Origin of the sequence: Achromobacter sp. (assembly GCF_049647645.1) — a bacterium.
Lineage (GTDB): Bacteria > Pseudomonadota > Gammaproteobacteria > Burkholderiales > Burkholderiaceae_B > Achromobacter.
In genome coordinates this window covers 42,484-65,138 of the sequence record NZ_JBARYB010000083.1, presented here as the reverse complement: position 1 = coordinate 65,138, position 22,655 = coordinate 42,484, and the positions used below count along the sequence as shown (strand labels likewise).

The 22,655-nt window shown below is 65.1% G+C and carries 19 protein-coding genes; 6 read left to right on the top strand and 13 right to left on the bottom strand.

Annotated elements, in window-relative coordinates; all coding sequences use genetic code 11:
- Nucleotides 1-18: 18 nt before the first annotated feature.
- The 4 genes from WBB14_RS09805 to acnA are packed head-to-tail and all read right to left on the bottom strand — an operon-like array spanning nucleotide 19 to nucleotide 5,896.
- Nucleotides 19-1,020 carry a CobW family GTP-binding protein gene (locus WBB14_RS09805; RefSeq protein ID WP_424239654.1) on the bottom strand — a complete coding sequence of 334 codons (1,002 nt, stop codon included), beginning with the start codon at nucleotides 1,018-1,020 and terminating at the stop codon, nucleotides 19-21.
- Between the two features lie 22 nt (nucleotides 1,021-1,042).
- Nucleotides 1,043-1,771, bottom strand: a complete 729-nt coding sequence (locus WBB14_RS09800; RefSeq protein ID WP_424239653.1) for an isochorismatase family protein — start codon at nucleotides 1,769-1,771, stop codon at nucleotides 1,043-1,045.
- A gap of 33 nt (nucleotides 1,772-1,804) precedes the next feature.
- Complete coding sequence (locus WBB14_RS09795) at nucleotides 1,805-3,166, bottom strand: dihydroorotase (RefSeq protein ID WP_424239652.1); 1,362 nt, start codon at nucleotides 3,164-3,166, stop codon at nucleotides 1,805-1,807.
- Between the two features lie 30 nt (nucleotides 3,167-3,196).
- The gene (gene acnA / locus WBB14_RS09790) at nucleotides 3,197-5,896 is read right to left on the bottom strand and encodes an aconitate hydratase AcnA (protein WP_424239651.1); all 2,700 of its coding nucleotides are present in this window, start codon (nucleotides 5,894-5,896) and stop codon (nucleotides 3,197-3,199) included.
- A 297-nt stretch (nucleotides 5,897-6,193) separates the two neighbouring features.
- Here acnA and WBB14_RS09785 point away from each other — a divergent pair, with 297 nt between their 5' ends.
- The 5 genes from WBB14_RS09785 to WBB14_RS09765 are packed head-to-tail and all read left to right on the top strand — an operon-like array spanning nucleotide 6,194 to nucleotide 10,413.
- On the top strand, nucleotides 6,194-6,916 hold the full coding sequence (locus WBB14_RS09785) for a GntR family transcriptional regulator (RefSeq protein WP_207467901.1): 723 nt from the start codon (nucleotides 6,194-6,196) through the stop codon (nucleotides 6,914-6,916).
- A 21-nt stretch (nucleotides 6,917-6,937) separates the two neighbouring features.
- Nucleotides 6,938-7,834 carry an isocitrate lyase/PEP mutase family protein gene (locus WBB14_RS09780; protein WP_424239650.1) on the top strand — a complete coding sequence of 299 codons (897 nt, stop codon included), beginning with the start codon at nucleotides 6,938-6,940 and terminating at the stop codon, nucleotides 7,832-7,834.
- Nucleotides 7,835-7,844: 10 nt separating this feature from the next.
- Nucleotides 7,845-8,564 (top strand): SDR family NAD(P)-dependent oxidoreductase, encoded by a 720-nt coding sequence (locus WBB14_RS09775; RefSeq protein ID WP_424239649.1) that lies wholly within the window; start codon nucleotides 7,845-7,847, stop codon nucleotides 8,562-8,564.
- Nucleotides 8,561-9,334, top strand: a complete 774-nt coding sequence (locus WBB14_RS09770; RefSeq protein WP_424239648.1) for an SDR family NAD(P)-dependent oxidoreductase — start codon at nucleotides 8,561-8,563, stop codon at nucleotides 9,332-9,334. Before WBB14_RS09775 ends, WBB14_RS09770 begins: the two co-directional genes overlap by 4 nt.
- Nucleotides 9,335-9,393: 59 nt before the next feature.
- Nucleotides 9,394-10,413, top strand: coding sequence for a Bug family tripartite tricarboxylate transporter substrate binding protein (locus WBB14_RS09765; protein WP_424239647.1), 1,020 nt, complete (start codon nucleotides 9,394-9,396; stop codon nucleotides 10,411-10,413).
- A gap of 52 nt (nucleotides 10,414-10,465) precedes the next feature.
- Here the strand turns inward: WBB14_RS09765 and WBB14_RS09760 are convergent, their stop codons facing one another.
- Both WBB14_RS09760 and WBB14_RS09755 read right to left on the bottom strand, forming a co-directional pair.
- Nucleotides 10,466-12,721, bottom strand: coding sequence for a TonB-dependent receptor (locus tag WBB14_RS09760; protein WP_424239646.1), 2,256 nt, complete (start codon nucleotides 12,719-12,721; stop codon nucleotides 10,466-10,468).
- A 312-nt stretch (nucleotides 12,722-13,033) separates the two neighbouring features.
- Entirely contained in the window at nucleotides 13,034-13,480 is a 447-nt protein-coding gene (locus WBB14_RS09755) for a hypothetical protein (RefSeq protein WP_424239645.1), read from the bottom strand.
- 117 nt (nucleotides 13,481-13,597) lie between these two features.
- Here WBB14_RS09755 and WBB14_RS09750 point away from each other — a divergent pair, with 117 nt between their 5' ends.
- Nucleotides 13,598-13,987: a SecDF P1 head subdomain-containing protein gene (locus WBB14_RS09750; RefSeq protein ID WP_424239644.1), complete on the top strand. Its 390-nt coding sequence runs from the start codon at nucleotides 13,598-13,600 to the stop codon at nucleotides 13,985-13,987.
- A gap of 8 nt (nucleotides 13,988-13,995) precedes the next feature.
- Here the strand turns inward: WBB14_RS09750 and WBB14_RS09745 are convergent, their stop codons facing one another.
- The 7 genes from WBB14_RS09745 to WBB14_RS09715 all read right to left on the bottom strand — a co-directional run bounded on the left by WBB14_RS09745 (nucleotide 13,996) and on the right by WBB14_RS09715 (nucleotide 22,162).
- Complete coding sequence (locus tag WBB14_RS09745) at nucleotides 13,996-15,864, bottom strand: sensor histidine kinase (protein WP_424239643.1); 1,869 nt, start codon at nucleotides 15,862-15,864, stop codon at nucleotides 13,996-13,998.
- Nucleotides 15,861-16,571, bottom strand: a complete 711-nt coding sequence (locus WBB14_RS09740) for a LuxR C-terminal-related transcriptional regulator (RefSeq protein WP_424239642.1) — start codon at nucleotides 16,569-16,571, stop codon at nucleotides 15,861-15,863. Before WBB14_RS09740 ends, WBB14_RS09745 begins: the two co-directional genes overlap by 4 nt.
- A 105-nt stretch (nucleotides 16,572-16,676) precedes the next feature.
- On the bottom strand, nucleotides 16,677-17,408 hold the full coding sequence (locus tag WBB14_RS09735; RefSeq protein WP_424239685.1) for an EAL domain-containing protein: 732 nt from the start codon (nucleotides 17,406-17,408) through the stop codon (nucleotides 16,677-16,679).
- Between the two features lie 135 nt (nucleotides 17,409-17,543).
- Nucleotides 17,544-17,942, bottom strand: coding sequence for an Hpt domain-containing protein (locus WBB14_RS09730; RefSeq protein WP_424239641.1), 399 nt, complete (start codon nucleotides 17,940-17,942; stop codon nucleotides 17,544-17,546).
- 25 nt (nucleotides 17,943-17,967) lie between these two features.
- The gene (locus WBB14_RS09725; protein WP_424239640.1) at nucleotides 17,968-18,597 is read right to left on the bottom strand and encodes a response regulator; all 630 of its coding nucleotides are present in this window, start codon (nucleotides 18,595-18,597) and stop codon (nucleotides 17,968-17,970) included.
- An 11-nt stretch (nucleotides 18,598-18,608) separates the two neighbouring features.
- Nucleotides 18,609-20,267 carry an ATP-binding response regulator gene (locus WBB14_RS09720; RefSeq protein WP_424239639.1) on the bottom strand — a complete coding sequence of 553 codons (1,659 nt, stop codon included), beginning with the start codon at nucleotides 20,265-20,267 and terminating at the stop codon, nucleotides 18,609-18,611.
- Nucleotides 20,268-20,305: 38 nt separating this feature from the next.
- Entirely contained in the window at nucleotides 20,306-22,162 is a 1,857-nt protein-coding gene (locus tag WBB14_RS09715) for a hybrid sensor histidine kinase/response regulator (RefSeq protein WP_424239638.1), read from the bottom strand.
- Nucleotides 22,163-22,655 lie beyond the last annotated feature (493 nt).

The following is a 22,655-nucleotide window of genomic DNA, read 5'->3' as shown; positions in this document are numbered from 1 at the left end:
CGCGGCTGCCGGACAAACTCACAAATCCAGCGGCCGCATCGCCTCGTCCACTTCGTCGGCAGACAGGTCCTGCACGATCAGGACCATGGCGCCCGTCTGCACTGTGCCTTCCGGCAAGGCGACGGGCTCAGGCGTGGCGAAGACGTGGCGCACGCCATGCACGGCACGCAGGGTGCCGTCCGTCCAGCGCAACAGGCCCTTGGCGCGCAGCAGCCGGTCGCCGATCTGGCGTTGCATGTACCGAGTCCAGCGCGCGTAATCCTCCCAGCCCACCGGCCGGCTCTGCGGGAAAGCGTAGGACACGATGCCGTAGCGCAGCACATGCGCCAGCGGCCCTGCCGCGAGCGGCGCCGCGGCCGTCAGCGCGGCGGCGTCCAGATGCTCGGGGCGCAGTCCATCAAACAGCGCCGGCGCGTCCTCGTCCACGGTATCGGGCGACACCGCGCGGATGGGCGCGCTGGCGTTATAGCCGCGCAACGCCGAGCGTAGCGCCTCAATGGCAGTCTCATCGGCCAAATCGGTCTTGGTCAGTGCGATTCGGTCGGCGATGGCGATCTGGGTACTGGCTTCGCGATAGGCGTCCAGCGTCACCATGCCGTGCAGCGCGTCGGCCGTCGCCACCACGCCGCCGAAACGGTAATGGCGGGCGATCAGCGGATCCGCCGCCAGCGTGTTGATGACCGGACAGGGATCCGCCAGCCCGGACGTTTCCACCACCACCCGCGTGAAAGCAGGAATCTCTCCGCGCTGGCGCCGGTAATAGAGCGACTCCAGCGTGTCCTGCAGCGAACTGGTGGCCGCGCAACACAGGCAGCCTGAATCCAGCAACACCACGTCGCTATCGTCGGCGCGGCCCACCAGCATGTGGTCCAGGCCGATCTCGCCGAACTCGTTGATGATCACCGCCGTGTCGGCAAAGCGCGGGCTGCGCACCAGGCGCGACAGCAGCGTGGTCTTGCCGCTGCCCAGGAAGCCCGTCAGCAGGTAGACCGGCAGCGGTCCAGCGGCAGTCACGGCCATGGCGCGCGCCCCCTGCAGCAGTTCAGGCCTGGTCCGCGCCGGCAGGCGCGGGCAGGTTGCGCAGGTAGTCCTGTACCTCGCGCGACGGAATCACGTCGGCATACTTGCAGTTCAGGTCGAACAGGCTCATGGCGTGGCTGGCCTGGAAGCGGTCGAACGCCGCCTCTTCGGGAATGATGACCTTGAAGTTGTACGAATAGGCGTCCACCGTCGTGGCGCGCAGGCATCCCGACGAGGTGCAGCCCACCAGGATCAGCGTGTCCACGTCCAGAAAATTCAGGTGGCTCATGAAGATGGTGCCGAAGAAGCAGGACGGCTTCTGCTTGGTGATGCGGATGTCCTGCGGCCGCGGCGCCAGCGGCTCCACGGTCTGGGTGGCGTGGGTATCGGCCAGCACGGTCTTTTCGCCGCCGCGATGGTTCTTGCCCACCTGCACGCCGCTGTCCAGCAAGTCGGCGCGGCGGCCGCTTTCGGTGTAGAAGACCGGAATGTTCTTGTCGCGCGCCAGCTCCAGCAGCGGCACGATGTGCGCAACCGCCTCCCAGGCCTCGAGGCCGCAGTGGGTGCGGTACTGCTTCAAACCTTCCAGGATGTCCTGGGGCGTGTCGCCGCAGAAGTTGTACTGCACGTCGATGATGAACAGGGCCGGACGCTTGCCGAAGCCGCCGCGCTTGCCGTAGCCGGCTTGCGCCAGCACCTGCTTGTCGCGCTCGGTCAGAAAATCGTCCCAGATTCGCTTGGTTTCGCTCATGGTAATGCCTGCCAGATGGAGAGTAGGTTCAGTTCAAAGACGCTTGAGATAGCGGCCGCCCGGGTTGCTGCGCGCGGCATCGGTGATGCGGCCGTCCTGCGCCACGGTGCGCCCGCGCACCAGCGTGCGCACGGGCCAGCCCTTCAGGGTCATGCCCTCGTAGGGCGAATAATCGGAATTGGATTCGAGCGTGGCGGGATCGACGGTGCGCTCCAGGTCCGGATCCACCAGCACCAGGTCGGCATCCTTGCCGATCTCGATGCTGCCCTTGCCCGGCATGCGATAGATGCGGGCGGAGTTTTCCGTGCAGACCTTCATCAGGGTTTCCAGCGGCACGCCGCGGCGGTGATAGCCTTCGTGCAGCAGGATCGGCAGCATCAGGCCAGTGCCGGGAAAGCCGTTGCTGGCGGCCCAGATGTCCGTGTCCTTGGTGGCGCGCTTGCGCGGCACGTGATCGGTGCCGATGGTGGTGATGGAGCCGTCCAGCACGCCCTCCCACATCGCGTCCACATCGCCTTGCCCGCGCACCGGCGGGTTGACCTTGGCATAAGTGCCGGCAGGCGATGCGTCGTTCAGGAACAGGTAGTGCGGGCAGGTCTCGACGTAGATCGGCGGCGCGTCCGGCGTGCGACGGTGGCGCCGCGCCTCGTCCAACGCTTCGCGGCTGCTCAGGTGCACGATGTTGACCGCGGCGCCGGTCTTGGCGGCGAAGTAGCAGACGCGGTGCACGTTTTCCGCTTCCAGGAAGTCCGGGCTCTGCTCGTTCCAGGCCTTCAAATCGTCGCGGCCGGCGGCGCGCAGCGGATCCCGCAGGACCGGAATCACTTCCACGTTCTCGCAGTGCACGCCCATGATCGCGCCGGGAATCGCCGCGGTGGCGCGCAGCGCCGAATACAGCAGGCCATCGTCAATGTCGGTAAAGCCCTTGGACAGGCCCGCTGCACCCTTGTACATCATGTAGAGCTTGTAGGAATTGACGTTGAAGCGGCGCGAGATTTCCTCCAGCGTCTCCACGTGCAGATTGCTGGTGATGCCGAAGTGGAAGCCGAAATCCACGCAGCTTTGCGACAAGGCGCGGTCGCGCACTTTTTCAAAGGATTCGCGGATATCCGCCGAACGATGAAACGAAAGCACCGTGGTGGTGCCGCCCAGCGCCGCGAAGCGCGATTCGGTTTCGAAGTCGGTCTCGGGCGAACCGAAGCCGAAATGCACGTGCGGATCGATCAGCCCCGGCAATACCCACAGCCCTTGGCAATCGATGGTTTCGCGCGCTTCCAGCGGTGTGCCCGGCTCGGCGATGATGGCGATGCGGCCGTCGATGACGCCAAGCACGCCTTCGGTCAGGCCCTGCTGCGGCAAAAACAGTCTCGCATTGGTGAGTAGCAGATCCAGCATGATGTCGTGTTTCCTGAGTGATGCGCGTTGTCAGCAATGGGCCGCGTTCGCGGCCTCCGTGTCGTTCAAGAAGCCGTTGAGGACGCTGGCGGGGATACCGCCTTCCGCCATGAGCTTGCGTTCGGCGTGCGTGAGGACCTGGGCGTGGGCCTGGAAGACGATGCGGCGCTCGCCGTCCTCGGCGGTGACGGTGATGGGCTCGCCCTGAAGCACGCCCTTGGCCACGTTGTCGAAGCGCAGGGTTTCCGCGCCGGTCAGGCCGAGCTGGCGCCAGCCCTCGCCGGGAGCGAATGCCAGCGGCAGCACGCCCATGCCCACCAGATTGGCGCGATGGATGCGCTCGAAGGATTCCGCGATCACGGCGCGCACGCCCAGCAGCGCCGAGCCCTTGGCGGCCCAGTCGCGGCTGCTGCCCATGCCGTAGTCCCTGCCTCCCAGGATCACGCTGGCCTCGCCCGCGGCGCGATACGCTTGCGCCGCGTCGACCACCGCCATGCGCCGGCCGCTGGGGTAATGGCAGGTCACGCCGCCTTCCACGCCGGGCACCAAGGCGTTCTTGATGCGGATGTTGGCGAAGGTGGCGCGAGTCATCACGTGGTGATTGCAGCGGCGCGCCACATAGGTATTGAAGTCGCGCGGCGTCACGCCCTTGCCGATCAGGTACGCGCCGGCCGGGGTGTCCGCCGGGATCTCGCCGCTGGGCGAGATATGGTCGGTTGTCAGCGAGTCGCCGAACGCGGCCAGCACGCGGCCGCGCGCCAGGCTGGCTTCAAGGTCGGCCAGCGCATCACGGCCAGGCTCGGTCTTGAAGAAGGGGGGCTCGACCAGGTATTGCGATTCCGGATCCCAGGGGAAGCGCAGGCCCGAGGGCGCCTGCAGGTCGCGCCAGATCGCGCTGTCCAGGCTGGCGGGGTCATAGACTTCAGCGAACAACGCGGGGTCCGCCGCCAGCGGCAGCAAGGCCGCGATCTCATCCTGACTGGGCCAGACATCGCGCAGATAAACGGGCGCGCCATCGGCGCCCGGCCCCAGCGGCTCGTGTTCGAAATCCATATCGATCCTGCCGGCCAGCGCGTACAGCACCACCATTGCGGGGGAACCGATGTAGTTGGCGCGCAGCAGCTTGTGGATGCGCCCTTCGAAATTGCGGTTGCCGGACAGCACCGCTGCCGCCACCAGGCCGCCTTCCGTGATGGCATCGGCCGCCGAGGCATCCAGCGGGCCGGACTTGCCGCCGCAGGTCGTGCAGCCATAGCCGATCACGTGGAAGCCTTGCGCCTGCAAAGGCGCCAGCAGGCCGGCCGATTCCAGATAGCGCGTCACGGCGCGCGAACCCGGCGCCAGCGAACGCTTGACCCAGGCAGGCGGCGTCAGGCCCAGCGCCAGCGCCTTTTGCGCGACCAGGCCGGCTGCCAGCATCACGCTGGGATTGGAGGTATTGGTGCAGGAAGTGATGGCCGCCAGCGCCACGGAGCCATGGCCCAGCGCTGCGCGGCTGGGCGGGTGCGCGACCAGGGCCGCCGCGTCCACGCCGAATCCGCCTTCAGCCAGGGACATGCCCAGGCGGCGGCGAAAGTCCGCCGCGACGTCGCCCACGTCCATGCGGTCCTGCGGCCGGCGCGGACCGGCCACGCTGGGACGCGCCGCCGACAGATCGATCTCTATCACCCGACTGTAGGCCGGCATTGCTTCGCCGGCTTCGCGCCACAGGCTGTTGGCGCGTGCATAGGCTTCGATCAGCGCCAGCTGCTCCTCGTCCCGCCCGGTCATGCGCGCATAGTCCAGCGTGCGGGCGTCGATGGGGAAAAAGCCGCAGGTGGCGCCGTACTCGGGCGCCATGTTGGCGATGGTGGCGCGTTCCGGCACGCCTAACGCCTCTGCCGCGGGGCCGAAAAATTCGACCATGCAACCCACCACGCCCGCCGCGCGCAGTTGCTGCGTGATCAACAGGGCGGCGTCGGTGGTGAGCGCGGGCGCCTCGATGGCGCCGCACAGCCGCACCCCCACGACCTCGGGAATCGGAAAGGTGTAGGCATGGCCCAGCAAGGCAGCCTCGGCATCGATGCCGCCGACGCCCCAGCCCAGCACGCCCAAGGCGTTGACCATGGGGGTATGGGAGTCGCCGCCGATGACGAAATCGGGGTACGCCCAATCGCCATCCGGACGCGATTGGCGCGCGATCACCGACGCCAGGTATTCCAGGTTGACCTGATGGATGATGCCGATGCCCGGCGTGATGACCCGCAAGCCCTTGTAGGCCTGCTGCGCCCATTTCAGGAACCGGTAGCGCTCGTCGTTGCGCTCGAACTCGCGGCGCAGGTTGCGCTGCACCGCGCCCGCGTCGCCCCAATGGTCGACCTGCAAGGAATGGTCGACGATCAGGTCCACGGGAATGCGGGTGTCCACCCGCGCCGCGTCCCCGCCCGCCTGGGCTACCGCGTCGCGCAGGGCCGCCAGGTCCTGCAACACCGGCAGGCCGCTGGAATCGGGCAGGATCACCCGCGCCACATGTAGCGGCAAGTCGGCGCCGGGATGGTCGCGCCAATCCCAGAGCCTGCCGATTTCTTCCTCGGAGACGGCTGCGCCCCAGGCGCGGTGGCGCAGCAGATTCTCCAGCAACACGCGGATGACGTAGGGATACACGGCAATGTCGCGGCCCGCCGCAAGAGCGGCGGCGGACAGATCCGCGTAACGCAGCGTCCTGCCGCAACAGGGGAAAGACTGGATCATGGCAGCGGTAATCGGGAGAATCTCAACTGAGGCCATCTTACGGCTTACGAAACAATAGTGTCAACACTATAGAAAATTCCGAGATCAAAATCAGGTCCACCAAAAACAGTTCCACATTACCCTTATGCAAGTGTAGATAGATGGACTTTCCACATAGAGCTAGGGATAACCCCTAAATTACTCGATAAAATGTACAAATTGTCCGTATGAGCCCAGCAAGCTCGAGTCTGGCTCAAAACAAAACCAACTCCAAAAGAGTTGACACTTTTTAGATCCCTTTGATAGGCTGTCAACACTATGAACACCGTCACGACCTCTATCGCCATCAAGGAAGACGCCACCGGCCCGCTGGCCGACGTGGTCTTCGACCAGGTGCTGGATGCGATCTACCAAGGCCGGCTGGCCCCGGGCAGCGTCATCAATGAAGTCGCGCTGGCCCAGGAATTCGGTGTCAGCCGCGGCCCGGTGCGGGAGGCGGTGCGCCGCCTGCAAGGGATTCAGCTGATCACGCGCGAGCCCTATATCAAGGCGCGCGTGGTGACGCTGTCGGCGGAGTCCGCGCTGGAACTATTCCAGATGCGCATGGCTCTGGAAGGCGTGGCCTGCAACCTGGCCACCCGCCGCATGAGCGACGCGGAAATCGCGCAATTGCTGGTCGAACTGGAGCAGGATCGCCAACGCCGCCTGGAAGCCGCCAATGGCGGCGCGCCGGCGCCGCGGGTCTTCGACTTCCATGAGCGCATCGTGCGCGCCAGCGGCAACAACCGCATCATCAACGCCCTTTGCGGCGACCTTTATCACCTGCTGCGCGTCTACCGCCGGCACTCCGGCACCGTGCTGGAGCGCAAGGACGACGCCTACGCCGAGCACTGGCAGATCCTGCGCGCCATCCGGGCGCGTGATGCCGAATTGGCGGAATCGCTCATGCGCTCGCACATCGAACGCGCCGCGCAACATCTTTTTGAACATCTGGCGGAAGGGGCGTCCGGCATTGCCGGACATCCCGTTTCGGCCGCCTAACGCCCTTTGGAGCAGTACGACATGAACAACCCGCGCCACCAGTTCCGGCAATTGCTGAAGAACGAACCCTTCATCGTCTCCCCCGGTGTGTACGATGGATACAGCATCCGCCTGGTCGAAGCCGCGGGTTTCAAGACCGCCTGCACCAGCGGCGCGGCCGTGTCGAATGCCTTGCTGGGCATCGCCGATATCGGCGTGATGGGGCTGTCGGAAAACGTCACGCATTGCCGCCACCTGGCGCGCTCCGTCGCCATCCCCCTCACGGCCGACGCCGACACCGGCTATGGCAACCCTGTGAACGTCTATCACACGGTACAGATGTTCGAGGAAGCCGGCGTCGCCGGCATCAACCTCGAAGACCAGGTCAGCCCCAAGCGCTGCGGCCACATGCCCGGCAAGGACGTGGTGAGCGAGGCGGAAATGGTCAAGAAGATCGAGGCCGCCTGCCTGGCGCGGCGCGACGATGACTTCGTCATCATCGCCCGCACCGACTCCCTCGCGATCGAAGGCATAGAAGGCGCGGTCAAGCGCGCCCGCGCTTATGCCCGGGCCGGCGCCGACATGCTGTTCCCCGACGCCGTGCGCACCGAAGACGACATCAAGCGCCTGGTGGACGCCGCTGGCATCCCGGTCAGCATCAACATGGGATTCGGCATCCGCAACCGTCCCACCACGCCGCTGATCCCGCTGCCGCGCCTGAAGGAAATCGGCGTCAAGCGCATCAGCCTGCCGCGCATGCTGCCCGCCGCCGCCATCCAAGGCATGCGCCAGGCACTGCAAGTGATGCAGGGCGTGATCGCCAGCGGCGAGCCGGCCGACCGCCCCGACCTGCTGGTGGGCATCGAAGACATCATGCAGTTGATGGGCTACGAGCAGATGCGCGCCATGGAAAAGCGCCTGACCACGCTGGCCGACTGAGCACCTCGCCATGACTGAGCGGAATGCGCAGGCGCATTGCGTCCTGACGGGTTCATCGTCCGGCATCGGCCTGGCGTTGGCCGAGCTGCTGCTGGCGTCGGGTTGGCGGGTGACGGGCGTAGACATCGCGCCCGCCGCCATCCTGGGCCATGGGCAGTATCGCCATCTGCGTTGCGATCTGGCCGACGCCACCGCCTTGCGCGGCCTGTGCGCCCTGCTGGACGACTGCGCCCCGACCGCGCTGGCGCATTGCGCCGGCGTGGTGCGCACCGGCGGCGCACTGGATACGCGGCCGGAAGACACGGAATTGCTGTGGCAACTGCATGGGGCCGCGCCGATGGCGCTGGTCCGCGCATTGGCGCCGCAACTGCCGCACGGCCGCGGCCGCATCGTACTGGTATCCAGCCGCGCCGTGCTGGGCCGCGCCCACCGCCTGGCCTACGCCGCGACCAAATCCGCGCAGATAGGACTGGCGCGCAGCCTGGCGGCCGAACTCATCGTCCGCGGCATTACCGTCAACGTGATCGCGCCCGGGGCGGTCGATACCCCGATGCTGCATGACCCGCAGCGCGGGGCGCCGCCCCGGGTCGATCTGCCGCTGGGACGCCTGATCGAAGCGCGCGAAGTCGCCGCGGCCATCGCCTTCTTCCTGGGCGAGCAGGCCGGCGCCATCACCGGACAGACGCTCTATGTCTGCGGCGGCGCCTCGCTGGGAGCGCTGCCGCTATGACGACGACAGCCACATCCGCACTGAACGGCAAGACTGTGATCCTTACCGGCGCGGCCGGCGGACTGGGCCAGGCGATTGCCGCGCACTGCCTGCTTGCCGGCGCTCGCGTGGCCCTGCTGGACCGGGATCCGGAACTGCTCGCGCAATGCCGCCAGACACTGGACGCGCCGGATGCACTGATACTCACGCGCACCTGCGACGTGACCGACGCGGACGCTACCCGCGTAGCGGTCGAACATACCGCGGCGCACTGGGGCGCCATCCACGCCCTGGTGAACAACGCCGCCACTGTCACGCCGGGCAACAAGGTCGCGGATCTGACGCTGGAACAATGGCGACAGGCGCTGGACGTGAACCTGACCGGCGCATGGCTGATGAGCAAGTACGCCATCCCTCACATGGCGCGGGCCGGCGGCGGCGTGGTGCTGAACATCGCGTCGCAGCTGGGCAGCGTGGCCGCGCCGGGCCGCGGCGCCTACGGCGCCAGCAAGGCCGGCCTGATCGCGCTGGCGCGCGCCATCGCGGTGGACCATGCGGCCGACGGCATCCGCGGCCTGAGCCTTTCTCCGGGCGCGGTGCTCACCAGCCGGCTGGTCGCGCGCTACGGCAGCGCGCAGGCCGCCGACGCCGCGCTGTCGGCCAAGTATCCCGCCGGACGCCTCGGCACTACCGACGAAATCGCGCAAACAGCAGTTTTCCTGATCAGCGATGCCGCCTCGTTCATCACGGGCGCGGACATACGCGCGGACGGCGGATACACCGCGCTCTAGCGCGATCGCCGCCACCCACTTCACGCAAGGCTTGCATCACACTACAAGGGGCTTGAACCATGACGTACTCGACTACCTCCACCACTCACTCGCGCCCACGCACCCGGCGCACCCTGCTGGCGCTGCTGGCCAGCGCCATCGGACTGGCGGCTGCTCCTGCCTTCGCGCAGGGCACGGACAACTTCCCCACGCGCGCGGTCACCATCGTCGTGCCCTTCCCGGCCGGCGGCGCCACCGACATCACCGCGCGCCTGGTGGCCGAAGGACTCTCCAAGAAGTGGGGGCAGCCGGTCGTGGTGGAAAACAAGCCTGGCGCGGGCGGCAACGTCGGTTCGGAATACGTGGCCCGCGCCGCGCCCGACGGCTATACCCTGGTGCTGGGCGTGACAGGGTCGCACGGCATCAATACCTCGCTCTACAAGAACATGCGCTATGACCCGGTCAAGGATTTCGAGGCCATCACGCAGGCCACCCTGTATCCCAACGCCATCATCGTCAACAACGACGTGCCGGCCAACACCCTGCAGGAGCTGATCGCGCTGCTGAAGAAGCCCGATGCGCACTACTCGTATGGCTCGGACGGCAACGGCACGGCGTCGCACCTGGGCATGGAACTGATCAAGAACCAGGGCAAGTTCGAGATCGCGCACATTCCTTACCGTGGCAGCTCGCCGATGGTGACCGACCTGCTGGGCGGCCAGATCCAGGTGGGCATCACGGGCCTGCCAGCCGTGCAGGCGTATGCCAAGAGCGGCAAGCTGAAGATCGTGGCGCTGACCACGGGCGAACGCTTTGCCAGCGCGCCCGACTATCCCACGGTGGCCGAACAGGGCTTCCCCGGCTATGCCGCGCCCCCCTGGTCGGGCTTCTTCGCCCCCAAGGGAACGCCCAAGCCGCTGGTGGAGAAAATCTCGGCGGACATGCGCGAGGTCATGGCAGACCCGAAGACCAAGGAGAAGATCGTGGCCTCCGGCAGCGAGTTCACGCCGTCCACGCCTGAACAGTTCCAGGCGTTCGTGCAGAAGGAAATCGCGAAGTGGGCCGAGGCCGTCAAGATCTCCGGCGCGCGTATCGACTGACGCGTGAATCCGCAACGCCAGCCCTGCAGGCGCGGGGCTGGCGCGATCCGCGTCAGTTGTACCGGAACGTGGCGGTCAGCATCGCCGAACGGCCAGGCGCGACGTAGCTGAACAAGCCCACGTGCGAAGCCTCGTAGATGGTTTCGTCGGTCAGGTTGTTCAGGTTCAGCTGCAGGCCGAAGTTCTTGTTGAACTGATAGGCCGCCATCGCGTCGTAGCGCCAGTAGGAAGGCAGCTGGTAGACGTTGGCGTCGTCCACGTAGCGCTTGCCCGTGAAGGTTGCGCCAGCGCCCACCGTCAGCTCGGGCAGGAACTTGTAGGTCGTCCACAGGCTGACGCTCTGGCGGGCGATGAACTTCATCTGATTGCCGCTGAAGTCGCTGCCGCCGCTCTGGTAGCTGGTGACCTTCGGATCCATGTAGCTATAGCCGCCCCAGACCTGCCACTTCGGCGTGATGGAACCCGCCACGCCCAGCTCGATGCCGCGCACGCGGTTGCTGCCGGACAAGGTCACGTCACCGGTGATGGGATCGGAGCTGCGGGCATCGGTCTTGCGGGTTTCGAACACTGCCGCCGTCAGCGACAGGCGCTCGTCGAACACATCCCACTTGGTGCCCAGCTCGATGCTGCGGCTCTTCTCGGGCGCCAGCGCCGCGGTGCCGGCGGTCAAGCGGCCGCCCGCCGCGCCATCCGCGCCGCCAGACTGGCCCGCGGTTTCGCCGGAGGGGTTGGACGAGGTGCCATAGGACACGTAGATGCTGCCGTTGGGCGCAGGCTTGTAGACCAGGCCCAACTGGTAGTTCCACATATTGTCGGTGCGCTCGACGTTGCCGCTGGTCACGCGGTAGTTGTCATAGCGCAGGCCGGCGTTGGCTTCCCACTGCTCGCTGAACTTGACCGTATCGAACACGTAGGCCGCGCGCGTGATGGTCTTGGCCGCGTCGTAGCGCGGACCCCAGCTCAGGCTGCCGGTATACGGCTGGCGGGGATTCGGGTTGTACAGGTCGTCCACCAGGGTCTTGTCGAAGCCGCCGGAGGGCACGCCGTCGCGCTTGCTGATGGTTTCCGTGCTGAACTCCAGACCGGCTACGTAGCTGTGGCGCAGGCCGCCGGCGGTGAACTCGCCGAACATGTCGGTCTGGTTGACGAAGGACCGGTTGGTCTGGTTCAGGCTGCGCAGGGCCTTGCTCATCTGCACGCCGTCCGCCTCGTTCGAGCACGGCGCCACGCCATAGGCGGGATTGGGCCTGCCGCCGACGCGGGCCGCGCAGTTATCGAAGGACGGGCGCGTCATCACGTATTCGTTGGTGGATTCGCTATAGCGCGTGCCATTGCGCAGCTTCAGCTTGTCGCTGAACTTGTGCTCGACCATCAGCGTGGTCATGTCGGCCTGGTTCTTGCGGTAGTCGCGTCCAATCAGACCGTAGTAGTTGTTGCGGTCGACCTTGGGTGGAGTAACACGATCAGGGCGCGATTCGTTCTTGAACGGAATGCCCAGGTCGGGCGTGTCGTCGTTCTGCAGGTGGTAGTAGCTGAGCGTCACCTGCGTGGGCGTGCCCAGGCCCCAGGAGAACGACGGCGCTACGCCCCAACGATCGGTCTCGACGTGGTCGCGGCCCGGGATGTCGCCGCCCTGCTTCATGAAATTCAGGCGGAACGCCGAGCTTTCGCCCAGCGCCCAATTGCCGTCGCCCGTCAGGCGCCAGTTGTCATCGGTGCCGACGCCGACGGTGCCTTCGGCGAAGTTCTCCAGCTTGGGGCTCTTGCTGACCAGGTTGATGCTGCCGCCGGTCGACCCGCGGCCGGAATACGCGGAACTCGGCCCCTTCAGTATCTCCACCGACTCCAGGTTGAAGGTCTCGTGCGAGAAACGTCCCAGGTCGCGCATGCCGTCGACCATCATGTCGGTGCTGGCCTCGTAGCCGCGCACGAAGGGCCGGTCGCCCGTGGGCGTGCCGCCTTCGCCGGCGCCAAAGGTAATGCCCGGCGCGGTGCGCAGCACGTCCATCAGCGAGGTGGCCGCCCGGTCGCGCATCAACTGTTCGGTGATCACCGTCACCGACCGCGGCGTATCCAGCAGGGGCGCCGTCATCTTGGGAGAGGAGGCGATGTTGGCTTCGTAGCCGTCGCTGACCGCCTGCCCCTGCACGTGGACGGGCGACAGCTGGTGCACCGCGCCTGGCGCCAGGCTGCCTTGCGCCAGGGCCAGGCCCGGCGACACCAGGGCGCCGCATACCGCCACATAAATGGAGGCCGAAGGGTTGCCACCGGCCTTGGGATGGACCGTCGATCTATCTGCTTTGCTCATTGGACTCTTTCAGGAACCGCCCCGCGGCGGGTGCGCTATGCGCGCTCTTGGTTTTATAAGAGTGCCAATGATATTCATTCCTATTTTTACATTCAACTAAGAGTCAGTTTTTATTCAGAATAACGTCAATTTCATTGAAATTGCCGGCCAAGGCAGCCGCCAAAGCGGCGTAATAACAACACTCCGCCCACGGAAACTGCTTTCAGCGCGCAGCCATCGCCGCGCATCCGCTGGCTTCAGACGGCAAAAAGCCCCTTGTTTCGACGGCTAGCCATCGGAACAAGGGGCCGGGCGGCCGGATGGAAGGTTCGGCTACAGCGAGTAGCGGTATTCGCAGTTCAGGGTGGCCTTCAGCGGGGTAGCGGCCTGCACACCCGACGCCGTGGGCGGCCGCGCGGACGTCAGCTTGGCCAGGAACTTGCCGGCGACGTCGCCGTTCTCGCGCTTCTTTACCGCGACGCTGGACGGCAGGGCGTACAGCGTCAACGGCACGTCCTTGCCCGTCACCACCAGGGTGAACACCGACTGCGGAAAGTCTTCCGCCAGGTAGCTGTCGTTCTTGCTCGAATTGAACGACAGGCCGCCGTCGGCGTAACGCAGCTTCAAATCCAGCTCCTCCGAAGACGGCGAAGGAATCGAGCCTTCCAGCGCGACCTTGCCGCTGTCCGAGACGCAGCGCAGCTCCGCCGGCGCCGATCCCGCATGGGCGACGCCCGCCAGCAACAAGCCAGACAACAACCAGATCCCGCGCACTGCCATGAAGCTCTCCTTGGTGGCGGCTCTGTCCGGAGCCGAGGCGCCATATTAGTCCGCGCGGCCAGGCGCTGGCGCGACATGGGCTAGGATGGAGGGGCTGTCCATCAGAAGGAGCTTGCCATGCCATCAATGAGACAACTGGCCCGCGCGGCCGTGCTTGCCCTGCTGCTGCCCTGCGCGGCATACGCCGAAACCGTCGTGCTGCAGGTGGCGCGGGCTACCGCCGGAGCCGACCCGCAAACCTCCGCCAGGATGGTTGACGTCGAACTCAAGCCAGAAAGCCGCCAGGCCCTGGCCGACTTCACGCGAGACCGCGTGGGCAAGCGCATCCAGCTGCGTTCGGGCGGCGTGCTGCTGTCCTCCGTCACGCTGCGAAGCCCGCTGGAAGGCGACAGCTTCCGCATCACTGCCGGCGAACACGGTTTTGGCGGCAAATCCGCCGAAGAGATCGCCCAAAGCATCATGCAAAGCGGCGGGCTGACGGTGGACGACGAAAACACGGCCAAGTAGCCGGGGCCTCAGGCCTGGGGCGCGCGCAGCTCCAGCGTGGCGATCAGCTCGGTCTGGCCTGGCCGCGACGCCACGTCCAGCGAGCCCCCTACCCTGGCGATGCGGGTATGCATGCTGCGCATGCCCACGCTGATGCCCGCCCGCAGCACTGCGGCCACATCGAAACCAGCGCCGTCGTCCCCGATGCGCAGTTCCAGGCGGTCCGGCTCGGATTGGCGCAGTTCCAGCTCCACGCGCCGGGCGCGACTGTGCTTGAGCACGTTCACCAGCGATTCCTCCACCAGTCGCGTCAGCGCCATGCACTGCAAGGCGCTGGGCGGCGTGCGCCACTGCTCGGGCACCCGCCAGCTGGCGCTGATGTCCAGTTCGTCGAACAGCTGCATGAAGCGGTGGCGCAACGGCGCTATCCATTCCCGCGGCGTGGCTGGCACCGTGACGCCCGCGCTCGAGCCGCTGTCTATGGTCTGACGCAGGTCGTCGCGCAGCAGCTTGAGCATGGAAAGAAACTGCTGACTGTGCAGCGGCACGCTGGCCTGCTCCACCATGGCCATCATGCGCACCAGCGAACCGCCCAGTCCGTCGTGCAGATCGTGCGCGATCTGAAGCCGGTCCTGCAGCCTGGCGTTGGTCAGCGCCAGCGCGTGCTCGCGCTCCAGCGTGGTGGCGAGTTCGGTGCGCGCCTGCCCGATGCCGTCGGCGAGTTCCTGGTTGAAACGCTCGATGCGGCGCACATTGCGCGCATGGCGCAGCCCCAACACGGCGGACATGCACAGCGTGACTACCACGCTGGTGAACGGCGTGTAGGTATTTTCGCTGTCGATCAGCTTCAACACCAGCAACAAATCATGGACGCTGGCGGCCAGAAAAGCCAGCAGGCAAACTGCCATCATGCCGTGCTCGGGCCGCCGCGTGCGCAACGCATGCAGCGAAAACTGGAGGCAATTGGCGAAGAAGATCGCGGACACGGTCAGCACGATGCCCAGTTGCGCATCCGCCAAATGAACCCGCGGCACCAAGGCCAGCACCGCCAGCAGCACTGCCGCAAGCAGCCACAGCGCCTTTTCGATGCGCGGCAAGGACTGCCCGCCGAAGCGCCACGTAAACACGCAGAAGCACGCCACGTACAGCACCAGCACCATAATGTTGGCCCGGGCCGCCATCAGGCTGTCCGGGAACGGCCAGGGACTGGTCATCAGTACATTGGCGACGAACAACACCCAGAACAAGGCCATCAGCGCATACCAGCCAAAGGCGCGCTGCTCGCGGCGCATGAGCCAGATGCAGAAGCACAGCCCCCCCAGAACCGCCGAGACGATCAGGTTGAGCGTGAACAGCGTGCGGTGGCGCCACCACAGGTCTTCGTAGCGCTGCAACACAGGGCCTTGACCGCCAAGATAGACCGGCCCCAAGCCTGGTGTTTGCCCTGCCACGCCGACCACCCGGATCCACAAGGTGTTCTCGCCCGGATGCAGCAAGACGTCGGGAATCAGCCAGTAGCGCGGCATGTTCCAGCTGCGCGACAGCGGCTCGGTCAGCTGCGGGTCGCTCCAGATCCGTTCGTCGTTGATGTAGACCTCGCCCGCCATGACGACCGACTCCAGCGCCAGCGCCACCTGCCCGGCCGCCGCGCCAGCGCCAGCGCAATCGCGCCGCCAGCCGATCCGGTACCAGGCCGTGCCGCTGTACCCCGGCCAGCGAGCGCTCCAGTCGTCGGGCAGCTCGACCGCCTGCCACTGCGCCGACTCGGGCCTGCGGCCGTCGTCAGCGCCCTTGGCGACCTGTATCGACAGCACCTGCGCCATGCAGGCGCCAGCGGGCTCCTGGGCCCACGCCGGCGCCAGCCACAGCGCCAGCCACAGGACGGCCAGCCACTTCAATCGAGCAAGCCGCGCGTGCGCGCCGCGTGTATGGCCCGCGTCCGCGAAGAAACGGCGAGCTTGCGGTAGATGTGCTTGACGTGGCATTCGACGGTGTAGCGCGACAGATGCAGTTCCTCGGCGATCTCGCGGTTGCCCAGCCCCTCGGAGACCAGGCGCAGGATCTGGCTCTCGCGCGGGCTCAGGGTTTCGCCCGATTCAGCAGGCTCGCCCGGATCGCCTGCCGCGGCGTCGGGCGGCTCCGCCCGCCTGGGGCGCAACTCTTCAATGATGCGGCGGGCCACGAAGGGATCGATCGGCGCCCCGCCGCGCAGCACGCTGCGTATGGACAGGGACACCTCCAGGTCGTCGCGCTCCTTGAGCACGTAGCCCGTGGCGCCCGCGCGCAACGCAGCAAGGATTGCGTCTTCCGTGCTCCATGCCGAAATCACCAGGATCGCCAGGCTGGGATCCTCCGCATGCATCTCGGCAATCAGATCCGTGCCGTTGCCATCGGGCAGACCCAGATCGACCAGCGCCAGCGCGAACGGCTGGCTGGCAAGCCGCTCGCGCGCCTGCGCCAGCGTGGCGGCGTACACCAGCGCCTCGGGGGCATAGCCGAGCTGCAGCAACAGGCCTTCCAGCCGGCGGCAGATCAGGGGTTCGTCCTCCACCAGCAGCACCGGGGCAGGCAGGGTCGACTCGGAAGCAAGCATGTGGGCGATCATCGGATGAGAGCGGGCGGAATTGCCCAGCCTGAACTATGTCTCAGCCGGGTGAAACCGCATATCCCTGGAAATGGGTATTTTCACAGGAATCCGGCCCTGGCGCGCCTACCGCTTGCGGCTTTCGAGAAACTCGGAAAGCAGAATGGGCGGAGACAGCACATAGCCCTGCCCATGGCTGCACCCCATGGACTGGAGCAGGGCGATGTCCGGCGCGCTTTCGATACCCTCGGCGATCACGCGCAGGCCGAGCCGCTCCCCCAGCAACACCGACAGGCGCGTGATTTCGCGCGCTTTCTTGTCTCGGCGGATGCGGCGCACGAAACGGCCGTCGATCTTCAGTTCGGCGATGGGCAGCGCGTTCAAGAGCTGCAAGGACGCATAGCCGGTTCCAAAATCGTCCATGCTGACCTGGCAGCCGGCCTTCGCGAATTTCTTCAGCGACTTGCGCAACGGTTCAAGGCGGGTGACAGGCTGGTCCTCGGTCAACTCGATCCGGAACCGCGTCAACGGGATATTCGCGGCGCCGGCATGGCGAGCCAGGGCCTCGATCGCGCCATGGCTGGCCAAAGTCGAGGCCGACGCGTTGATTGCCAGGGGTACGTCGATTCCCTGCTCGCGCAGCGCGCCGGAAGCCGCGACCGCCAAGCGGCAGATCTGTTCAAAAAAAAGCAGATCCACGCCGAGGCGATGGACGGCGGGAACGAATTCGGCCGGCCCGATCTCACCCTTTACCGGGTGCTTCCAACGGGCCAGGCATTCCGCGGCGACCATTTCGCCGTTCAGCAGATTGAACTGCGGCTGCAGCACGACACTCAAGCCGTCGCCGCACCGTGCCATCGACATGACTTCCTCGTCGCCAAGCTGCTGGCTTTGCGCTGTGGCGCGTTTCATATTTCATTCCTGGTGAGCTTGGAGACGAAATTCACAATCCGCCACTCTACGGCGCTTTGGGAACGAAAAATGTAGGACGATTCAGAATGTGCGGCTCACGCGCTCCAGGACCACGCTCAAATTTTTGACCACCGGGACATACTCGGCCAACAGGTCCGCTCGCGCCTGGTCCGCCTCCCTTGCGAGCACATCTTCAACACGCATGCAAAGTCCAACCAGCTCGTCGCAGCCCAGCAATTGCGCAGTATTCAGGATTCTGTGCGCGTATCGCTTGACCTCCGCCCACTGTTCCTGCCCGACCGCCAGCAATAAGGCATCGACATCCTCCCTGTGGTTGTGATCCAGGCTATGAGCAAGCTCGGCGGCGATCTCCGGGTCGTTGCCGACCTTGGAAAGCAGCTCGCTGCGCAGCACCGCCACAGTGTGCAACTGTGGAGTTTCCTGCGCGGGCTGAATGACCGGAGCCGTTGGATTCTTCACGCGGAGATACGCCGTATCAAGTTTTTTACATCGAAATTTTCGACTTTCTTGCGAAATCGACCAATTCGACCAGAGAGCCGATCTGCAATTTGTTCATTATCCTGGTCTTGTGCGTGCTCACCGTTTTATTGCTGATGAATAGCGCGTCGCCGATTTCCTTGTTGCTCAATCCCTGCGCCAGCATCTGGGTGACGACCATTTCCTTGTTGGAGAGCAGGTCCAGTCTTTTCTGATAAGAGTCCACCACGTCCGCGTTGCTCGCGGCCTTGGCCGAATTCGGAAATACGCTATAGCCCGCCAGCACGGATTCAATGCAGCGGACCAGCTCCTTGATTTCCAGACGCTTGCTGGCGTAGCCACAGGCGCCCAACTCCGCCACGCGCGACGCGAAAACCGAAGGATCATGCGCCGATACCACCAGTATCCGCAAGTCCGGATTGACGGCAAGAATTCTGGAAATGGCTTCCAGGCCGCCCATTTTGGGCATATCCAGATCAAGCACGATCAAATCCGGGCGCTCGCTCTTGGCCAACGCCAGCGTGTCGACCCCGTTGTCCGCTTCAAGTATCCGGCTGGCGCTGGGTAATAGTGCGATCTGCGTCCTCAGGACCAGACGAAACGCCGGATGATCATCAACAATCAAGACAGTCGACATGTCGTCCCCCTTCAATGGATCGTGGGCTCGGCGGCCGGCGGGCGTCTGCCGTGCGCGAGGATGAAGGATTGCAGCGTCTGCAGATCCACGGGCTTGATCAACACGGCGTTCATGCTCGCCTGCGCCCCCGAAGCCAGGTCGAGCTCAAGTTCGCTCGCGGTATAGCCCAGCACCGGCGTCGCCGCATTCACCCCGCCGCCAGCCCTCAGGGCGGCCGTGAACGCAGCGCCGTCCATGACGGGCATGACGCAGTCGCAGATGACCAGATCGAACTCTAGCCGCTCCGCCAACGCCAGGCCGGCCGCGCCGTTCTGAGCGAAGTGCGCCGAGTGCTTCAACATCCGCAACTGATGCTTGAGCAACAGCCGGTTGGCTTCATGGTCGTCGATAACGAGTATGCGCAGGCCGCCTGCATCCGCTGCCGTTGGCGCCGTCGTTACGGTCGCATGTTCCGAAGGCGGCAGCGCCAGCGGCAACTGCACCGATATCCTGGCGCCCTGCCCAGCCGCGCTGGAAATCTCCAGGGACCCGCCCATCAATCGCGCGAGTTCACTACATATGGCCAGCCCCAAGCCGATACCGGCGCCCTGCTCCCTGAGTGCCGGCTCAAAGTGCGGCGCAGCCAACCTGGCTTGGACATCCGCGGCGATCCCGGGGCCGGTGTCCGTCACGCAAAACGTGATCCACTGGATCTCCTCCGTAGCCCGCCCGGCGCTCAACGCAACGTCGATGCGGCCATGCTCCGTAAAGCGAACCGCATTGGACAACAGCTTGTCCAGCAGTTGCTTGAGACGGATTGGATCTGAAAAATGGCGCTCCGCGAGCTCACCCCTTATGTCCAGCGACAGCTGCAGGCCCTTCGCCTCGGCGGCAGCCCGGAACGGCGCCAAGGTGTCGGCCGCCAGCGCGCGCAGGTCGACATTCTTGCGCCGCAGCTGGAAATGGCCGGTCTCCAGCTTGGATATGTCGATCAGGCCGCTGATCAGGGACAACAGCGATTGAGCCGACTGGCGCGACACCGCAAGCTTCTCGCGCGTATCGCCGGACAGGCCGCCACGCTCCAGCATCAGTTCGAGCATGCCGATGATCGCATTCAAGGGAGTGCGAATTTCATGGCTAATGAACGCAAGATACGTCGATTTCATCAAATTGGCCCTCTCCATGCCCAGCCGGGTTTCGGACACTTCCCGCAGCATGTCGGGGAATCCGCGAAAACGCGCGCTGCCCCCGATCAAGCCGATGACGGCCCCATCCGACCCGCGCAAGGGCGCGGCCCACGCGGCAACCCCGGACGCGGGATCATGCGTGAAGGAATGCTCGCGGACCAGCGCTTCGCCGCTGGCCAGCACCTGGCGATAGTCGCGGATGATCTCGTCCAGATTGGAAGGCGGCTCGCTTCCAGGAGCCGACGCGGACAAGGACGTCAGCGAGGCATGCAGGGGATGACTCCAGCCCTCGCGGCGGCAAGTGGCGACGTACTCTTCGAGCGAATCAGTGCTTGTCACCAGGTTGAGATCGAGATCCCGGATGAAAAGCGCGACGGGCAGCGTATCCGCCAAGCGTGCCAGTCCGGCCAGCTCGCCGCGCGGCGAACTGGAAGCGCGGATGCGCAGGGCGATCCAGACCAGTGCGGCGACCAGCGCCGCCGCCAACGCCATGTTCAGGAACACGGAAAATGTGAGTATGGCGCCAGGCTCGCGATGGACCACTATGCCCCTCCATCCCGCGCAAGCCCACTGGGGACGCCTGCCGCCGGCAGGCAGGCGGCCAGCGCCTGTTGCAACTCCCGCAGGCCGGCAGGCTTCACCAATACCTCGTCCATACCGGCCCGCAAGCCCGCCTCGCAATCCTCGGTGCGCGCGTCGGCCGCGTAGCCCAGCACGGGAACAGCGGCGCTTTCCCCTGCACCCGCACGCAACATCTGGATAAACCGGGCGCCATCCATGTCCGGAAGCGCGCCATCGCAAACAACCAGGTCGAACCGGCTCTCCCCGGCCAACGCCAGTCCCTGCGCGCCGTGCTCGGCCACCTGGACCTCATGGCCGAGGAATTCCAATTGGCTTTTCAGCAGCAGGCGATTGCCGGCCAGGCTTTCGACAACCAGCGTCCGCAGTCCGGTGGCGGGCCGCTGCGCCAATTCTGGCGCGGCCGCCCGCGCCACCTCTTCCAACTCACCGGAGCCGAGCGCCAACGGCACGCGGACATGGACATGGGTGCCCTCGCCGACAGCGCTGGAGATGCGGATGGTTCCGCCTATGCGGTGCACCATCTGCTGACAGTAGTGCAAACCCAGGCCGGCGCCATCGGGAGAGGCGCTGAGTCCCGCCTCATAGCGGGACTCCGACAGCTTCTGCTGTATGTACGGCTCGATGCCGCTGCCGGTATCGATGACGGACAGCGTGACCCATTGCTGGCCATTTTCCACCGGGGTGCCGTCCAGGTGTATCCGGACCCCGCCGCGCGCCGTGTAGCGTATGGCGTTCGACAGAAAATTGTTGAGCAACTGATTCACCCCTTGCGCATCCGTCAAATGGCTGGCGGCAACCTCCGGAGCCACCTCCAGCGTCAAGCTGATGCCTTTCTCGTAGGCGCTGGGCGCGAACAGCGCAACCACGTCCGCGGCGACCCTGCGCAGGGAAATAGGCGCGTGCGTGCACAGGAGATCGCCTGTCTCCATGCTGCGGGTATCGACGATGGATGGAAGCAACTGAAGCAGCGACTGGGCAGAGGACCGCACGGTCGCCAGCATCTCTCTCGATTGGCGGGGCGTCGCGGGATCGAGCGAGGCCATCTCCAGCAACCCCGCCATGGCATTCAAGGGATTGCGCACATCGCGGCTGACCGCCGCGAGGAAACGGGTCTTCATGTCGTTGATGCGCTCTGCCCTGCGATGCGCGCTTGCCGAATCATCCAGCGACTGGCCATGACCCAGTAGATACATGCCCACGGACAACATGCCTATGACTTGATCGTCGGCGCCCCGCAGCGGAAAAACCCATGCCTGGTGTACCGCCTTGATGCCGACAGCCTCCACCTTGTGGCTGAAGTCATACGCTCTCGGCTCGCCGCTGGCCACCGCGGCCTGGAACTCGCTCACCATGGCGGCAAGGTTGGGCGGCATCGGGATCCGATCCTTCTCGTCACCGGACAGGAACGCCATGTCGAGGTACTCCGGCCTGGCCCATCCATTCCTGATGACGATGTCGGCAAAGCGCTGCAGGCCCGCGCTGGGACCGACCAGGCGCAGCGATTTTTCCCGCACGCCCATGTCCACGGGCGCCGCTGCAATCAAATTGGCGACTTGCTTCAGGCGCCGCATGGGATCGCGGTCTTTGACCGCTGTACGCCGCAATACCAGTCCGGCCGACAAAAGCGCAAGCAATAACGCGCCATTCAATGCCCAGGACCAGGTTGCGGCCGATGCGAACTGTTGCTGCAAGGATCCGGCAATGATCGGCGCGCCAAACGCAAATAGGATTAGGAGAATCGCGGCCGCCACAACCGTCATCCGGGTGCGGACACCGCCGCTGCGCTGCATAGCGCTCGCAAGAACTTCCGGCTTCATTCTGGAGGGTGTCGGTGGCTGAATTTAGTACGCGCTGCGCAGCGGCGATTTTATCGCAGAAGGCATGTTGCAAACCCATTGCACGCGGTCGCGGCCCAACAAAATCCACGAAACGTTGCTTTCAAATCACGGCCCAATGAAGCCCAAAAAATACCAATTAAATCGCTTCATTCCGACAATATTGGCAATTATTGGCAAGAATCGCCAACCATCTTTTTCATATGAAATTTCATACAACAAGAAGGGAGGATTCCTACATTTCACAAATCCTGGTTCTTTTAACTTTCGGTTGCCGACGAAATGCAGGACGCGGGATTCGAAGGAGCAGAAGAATTGATTATCTGGCTGCGCCTTTTTATCAACATTGGAATTGAATGTTGAGAACAACCGAATCACACGGAAGTTAATTCCTGAAACCCCCTGGACAGCATTTCAAAAGTCGGCCGCCATCTGTTTTCAATAATTCCCAGGCGGCGTTTTTGATTATTAATCG